Origin of the sequence: Enhygromyxa salina (assembly GCF_002994615.1) — a bacterium.
Taxonomy (GTDB): domain Bacteria; phylum Myxococcota_A; class Polyangia; order Nannocystales; family Nannocystaceae; genus Plesiocystis; species Plesiocystis salina_A.
In genome coordinates, this window is the sequence record NZ_PVNK01000129.1 from 1 (window position 1) to 5,635 (window position 5,635).

A 5,635-nucleotide genomic window follows, 5' to 3' on the forward strand; every position below is an offset into this window, starting at 1 on the left:
GTCTTCTTCTTGGCCGCAGTCTTCTTCTTGGCCGCAGTCTTCTTCTTGGCGGCGGTCTTCTTCTTGGCCGCGGTCTTCTTCTTGGCCGCAGTCTTCTTCTTGGCCGCGGGCTTCTTCTTGGCCGCCGTCTTCTTCTTGGCCGCGGTCTTCTTCTTGGCCGCAGTCTTCTTCTTGGCGGCGGTCTTCTTCTTGGCGGCGGTCTTCTTCTTGGCCGCAGTCTTCTTCTTGGCCGCAGTCTTCTTCTTGGCGGCGGTCTTCTTCTTGGCGGCGGTCTTCTTCTTGGCCGCAGTCTTCTTCTTGGCCGCGGTCTTCTTCTTGGCCGCAGTCTTCTTCTTGGCCGCGGTCTTCTTCTTGGCCGCGGTCTTCTTCTTGGCCGCAGTCTTCTTCTTGGCGGCAGTCTTCTTCTTGGCGGCAGTCTTCTTCTTGGCGGCAGTCTTCTTCTTGGCCGCAGTCTTCTTCTTGGCGGCGGTCTTCTTCTTGGCCGCAGTCTTCTTCTTGGCCGCGGTCTTCTTCTTGGCCGCGGTCTTCTTCTTGGCCGCGGTCTTCTTCTTGGCGGCGGTCTTCTTCTTGGCGGCGGTCTTCTTCTTGGCGGCGGTCTTCTTCTTGGCCGCAGTCTTCTTCTTGGCCGCAGTCTTCTTCTTGGCCGCAGTCTTCTTCTTGGCCGCAGTCTTCTTCTTGGCGGCGGTCTTCTTCTTGGCCGCGGTCTTCTTCTTGGCCGCGGTCTTCTTCTTGGCCGCGGTCTTCTTCTTGGCCGCGGTCTTCTTCTTGGCCGCGGTCTTCTTCTTGGAAGCCTTCTTCTTGGAAGTCTGCTGCTTGGCAGCCTTCTTCTTGGCGGCCTTCTTCTTGGCGCCCTTCTTCTTGCTGATAGCCATGGTTGGATCCTCCTGCGCCGAGTCTAGGCGCTCGCACGACGCAGACCCAAGCCCGTATCTGACGCGAGCGGACCCCCGCGCGCGTCGACTCGCGGTCGCGGCTCGCGTACCCCGGTGACCCACAGTGATCGCCGCGGCGGTCCGGCCGACGATCCAGTCTGCGGCCTTCGAGCGGCTCTGGATCGGCCAAATGCCCGGAATTCGCCCGTCTCAGGCCGATCTACAGCTTTACAGGCTCTCGCTTGGGTCGCTACAGTGGCCCCGCCATGCTCACGCGCCCCAAGGTCACCATCGGTCTCGCCGGAACCCTCGCGCTGGCGCTGTTCGCCTGCGGAGGCGGGGAGAACAAGGACATCGTCTCGGCCATGAAGAAGGCCGACGAGGAGGAGGTCGTCGTGACCAAGAAGACCGACGGCGAGGAGCGAGAGATCCCCTCGTCGGAGCTTCCTGGACCGACCCCCGAAGAGCTCGCGGCCTGGGATCGCAAGGATCCAGAGGGCGAGAAGCACCTCTACAAGTGGGACAAGAACAACGCGAAGAAGATGCAGACCTACTGGAAAGAGCTGCGTTGTTTGCGCGACAAGATGAAGGAAGAGGGCGAGAAGGCCTTCGGCGCAGAACCCGGTGGGACCGAGCAGCAGCAGTGGGAGCAGTTCAAGCAGGGCTTCATCGATCCGGTCGTGGACTCGTGGCAGCAGCGCCTGTTCGCTGCCGAGGGCCAGGATATCCTGACCAAGTCCAAGTACATCTCGAACATCATCGAGGCCCACGAGCTGGTCATGAACGGCTACCCCAAGGCCTACAACGACGGTGACGAGATCGAGGTCAAGCGCCAGGACGCCCTATGGACGGTCGTCGAGAACAAGGTCATGGACTACTCCGACAAGATCGGCGCGCCCTTCAAGCTCCCGGATCTCGAGGATCCCAAGCAGCTCAAGAAGTGGGACAAGTTCTGTCACGAGGTCATCTTCTCCAAGAAGAAGAAGAGGTGAGCTCGGCGACCGCGGGCTCGCGGTTCAGGAGCTAGATTCCGTCGATCTCGTCGAGCTCGTCTTCGAGGCGGTCGAGCTCGTTCGCGTCGATCTCGGACAGAGCATCGGTCGCAGTCGCGGTCTTTGCGCCAGCGGCCCCGGCGGCCCCGGTCACCTCCGCTGCCGGCCGCAGCCACTTGCGCGCGGCGTGGACGATGAAGGCCAGGGCGAGCACGGCCCCGAGCAGGATCGCGACCAAGATCTCGGTCTGATGGGCCTTTCCCATGCTCTCCTCGCCGAAGCGATCGACGAGCACGCCCTCGATCTCCTCGCGATCCTTGCCTTGCTTGGCGAGGCCCAGGATGTCGTCTTCGAGCTCCCGGGCGGCCTGCGAGGGGCAGCTGGCGATCGAGCGACCAGGACAGTAGGGCGAGGGCATCTCCGCGGCGATGTCGCGGGCGAGGCCCTCGGCCTGGAGGTCCGCAGGTGTGGGCTGGGCGGGTGAGCTCATGGGGGAGGCCTGTCGGGCCAGTTATGCCACGGCTGGGGGTCCCGCGGCATCCCGGGTCGGCGTTGATGGGCGGTTCGTGCGCGGGACCCGGCCCGCTGGCGCGAAGGGCGAAGACGCCGCTTGTTGCCAGGCCCCGGCTCGGGGTAAGCCAGGGTCGTGCTCTCCGTCGTGGTCCACGAAAAGGGTGGGAAGACCCAGCGCTTCCCCTTCGAGGGCGACCAGTTTTCGGTCGGCCGGGAGGAAGACAACGAGCTGCTGCTCGACCGCGCCAACGTGTCGAAGCACCACCTGCGCTTTCGTCGAGTCCAGGGCGTGATCGAGGTGCTCGATCTCGACAGCACCAACGGAACCTACGTCAACGGGCGCCGGGTCCTCGCGCCCCGCAAGGTCCGGCGCTCGGATCGGGTCTACGTCGGCGACTTCATCTTGATGCTCGACGGAGACGACTCGGCGATCGCCCCGCGCGAGCGCGCCGAGCTGCCGGTCACGGGCCCCGACGGCAAGACCCGGCGCACGACCGTGGGGATCCCGCCCGGGGAGTCCGAGCGTGGTGAAGCGCTGCCCGGGGCCGACCAGGAAGAGGACGACACGATCTTCACCTCGGCGCGGCGGGTCGCGGCGCCGGGGGTCGAGAGCGCCTACCTCGACAAGATCGCCAGCCGCGTGATCCAGACCGCGCTCGTCAACATCCAGGGCATCGATCCGCTGAACTCGGCCACGGTCCTCGACACCGATCGCGAGAAGGCCAAGGCGCTGATCGACTCGATGATCGCCGACATGCGCCGCAACGGCGAGATCGAGCCCGAGGTCGAGCTCGAGCCGCTCAAGGGTCGGATCGCGCGGGAGCTGCTCGAGCTCGGTCCGCTGACCGAGCTGATGCAGGACGACGACGTCGTCGAGATCCAGGTCGTCGGCGGCGGCTCGATCCGCGTGGTCCGCGAGGGCACGACCAAGACCAGCCGCGCCGAGCTGGTCGAGCGCCGCTTCTCCGGTGATCGGGCGCTGGCGTTGGCCTGTCGGCGGCTGGCGCGAAAATGGGGCTTTTTGGTCGAGGGCCAGCAGCTGCTCGAGGGCAAGGTCTCCGACGGCTTTTATATGTACGCCCTGCTGCCGCCGACCCAGGTTCAGACGCCGGTCTTGAACCTTCGCCGGACGCGGACCGACGCCAACAACCTCTCGGCCCTGGTCCAGGAGGGCGTGCTCAGCGAGGACATGCGCGAGGTCCTGCGCGCGGCGATCCGCGGATCGCGCCGCCTATTGATCTCGGCCTCGGGCGGCGTCAATCTCGACCGCTTCATGCACGCGCTCAGCGGCGAGGTACCCGACGACATGCGGGTGGTCTGCATCTCCGACACGGGTCGGCTCGGGGCCAACAAGCGCAGCTGGATCCAGGTTCGCCGGGTCAAAGATCCCTCGGACACGGTCAACCTCTCGGACTCGCTCGGGATCTTGCTCCGCGGCGGGGTCGATCTCCTGGTCTCGCAGCGCTGCCGCCACGAAGACGCGGCCGCGGTCATCGACGCGATCTCTGGGGCGACAGCGGGCGCGGTGATCTCGGTCTGGGGCATCGACTCGGCCCACGCGCTCAGCCGACTGGCCGCCCTGAGCACCGTCGCCAGCGGGGCGATCCAGGCCCTGACCGTCGCGCTCGCGCGCTCCGTCGATCTCCTGGTCCGGGTCAGCGTTGGCGTCAACAACGAGGCGATGCAGGTCATCGAGCTGGTCGAGCCGCGCGTCAAAGAGGGCAACCAAATCGTGCACATGCCGATCTTTCGGGCGATGAAGGGCCAAGACGGCGCGTCCGAGTTTCGTCCAACCGGAACGGTCCCGGCGTTCATCAGCGAGGTCGCCGAGCGCGGCGTCAACCTGCCGATGAGCGTGTTCAAGCCGGACAAGAAGGCGACCTGATCCGAGTGGCACCCTCAAAACGCCGCGATCGTCGGCTCGAGGCGTTGACCGATCGGATCGAAGATCGTCTGGTCGACGCGCCGATCGGTCTGCATCAGGTCGGGGGCCCCGCCGATCCCGAGGCGCTCGCGCGCGCCGGGCTCCCGGACGAGGCCGTCGCGCTGTGGAGTCGCTGGGACGGGCTCGAGCTCGGCAACGCCGAGGTCCGGCTGCTGAGCCTCGCCGATCAAAACGAGGCCACGGTCGAGGCCGCCGAAGCGGGGATCCTCCGAGAGGAGGACCGCGTGGTTGGTGAGATCGGGCTCGCGCTCCTGGTCATCCCGGCCGATCCGTGGGCCGAGGGCGGCGAGGTCGTGATGGTCGAGGACGACGGCGAGCGGGCCCCCTACGCGTCGAGCGTGGTCCGGCTCGCGCTCGGCCTCGTCGCCGAGATGAACGTGCTCTACGACGAGGACGGGGAGTACCGTGAGGGCCTGTTCGAGGAGCACGGCGTGCTCACGGCTCGGGCCGAGCGTCGGTTGCTCCGGCGCCGCCTCGACTTTGACGAAGACGCTCCCTTTCCGCGCTTTCGCCTCGGCCAGCTGCTGCGTCGGGCAGGGGAGCTGCCGGCCGCCCGGGCCGAGCTTCGCAAGGTCTTGCGCTGCGCCCCGGAGTTCGCCTGGGCCCACTGGGAGCTCGGGCGCGTCGGGCTCGAGCTCGGTGATCGGGTCGCGGGCGCCGAGGGCGAAGACGCCCGCGCGAGCGCCCGCGAGAGCTTCGCCTGCGCCGCCGACAAGGCCGGCGATCCCCACTTGCGGGCGCTGTTCTTGGCCTGGCAGGCGTGGGCCAGCGACGGCGACGAGCGCGGGCGCCTCGCCGCCGAGGTCCTGGCCCTCGACCCTCGCTTCGTGAGCGCGCGGGAGGCTGGGCTGCGCGAGGCGATCGAGGACGAAGACGGGGCGCGGGCGCGAGAGCTGCTCGGCCTGGGTTTGGCGATCGAGCCCCGCCACGTCGGGTTGCTGGCGCTGAAGTCGACGGTCGAGGGGCTGCTGCTCACGCAGGAGGCCGAGCTCGAGGCGGAGGCCGTGCCCGAAGCGCCGCCCAAGTCTCGCAGTCGACGTCGACGCAAGCGCTGACGGACTACTCGGGCGCGTCGGCGTCAGCTTCGTCGGGCTCGGCGTCGGCGTCGCTGGGCTCGGTGTCGGCGTCGTCGGGCTCGGCGTCGGCGTCGCTGGGCTCGGCGTCGGCGTCGCTGGGCTCGGCGTCGGCGTCGCTGGGCTCGGCGTCGGTGTCGCTGGGCTCGGCGTCGGCGTCGCTGGGCTCGGTTTCGGCGTCGCTGGGCTCAGTGTCGGCATGCGCTCACGGTCTCGAGCGAGAACGTCGTCGCGCTGGAT

Annotated in this window: 5 protein-coding genes; 3 read left to right on the forward strand and 2 right to left on the reverse strand. The window is 67.3% G+C overall.

The annotated features are described in order from the left end of the window. Nucleotides 1-872 (reverse strand): hypothetical protein (locus ENSA5_RS37640; protein ID WP_181197726.1); only part of this gene is annotated, 872 nt, incomplete at its 3' end. 266 nt (nt 873-1,138) lie between these two features. Between ENSA5_RS37640 and ENSA5_RS13410 the strand changes: the two genes are divergently transcribed. Then, nucleotides 1,139-1,864, forward strand: coding sequence for a hypothetical protein (locus ENSA5_RS13410; RefSeq protein WP_106392042.1), 726 nt, complete (start codon nt 1,139-1,141; stop codon nt 1,862-1,864). A gap of 31 nt (nt 1,865-1,895) precedes the next feature. Here the strand turns inward: ENSA5_RS13410 and ENSA5_RS13415 are convergent, their stop codons facing one another. Beyond that, nucleotides 1,896-2,354, reverse strand: coding sequence for a cytochrome c-type biogenesis protein (locus tag ENSA5_RS13415; protein WP_106392043.1), 459 nt, complete (start codon nt 2,352-2,354; stop codon nt 1,896-1,898). Nucleotides 2,355-2,510: 156 nt separating this feature from the next. Here ENSA5_RS13415 and ENSA5_RS13420 point away from each other — a divergent pair, with 156 nt between their 5' ends. Then, nucleotides 2,511-4,262 (forward strand): FHA domain-containing protein, encoded by a 1,752-nt coding sequence (locus ENSA5_RS13420; protein ID WP_106392044.1) that lies wholly within the window; start codon nt 2,511-2,513, stop codon nt 4,260-4,262. 5 nt (nt 4,263-4,267) lie between these two features. Further along, complete coding sequence (locus ENSA5_RS35955; RefSeq protein ID WP_146155659.1) at nt 4,268-5,377, forward strand: tetratricopeptide repeat protein; 1,110 nt, start codon at nt 4,268-4,270, stop codon at nt 5,375-5,377. Nucleotides 5,378-5,635: the final 258 nt, after the last annotated feature.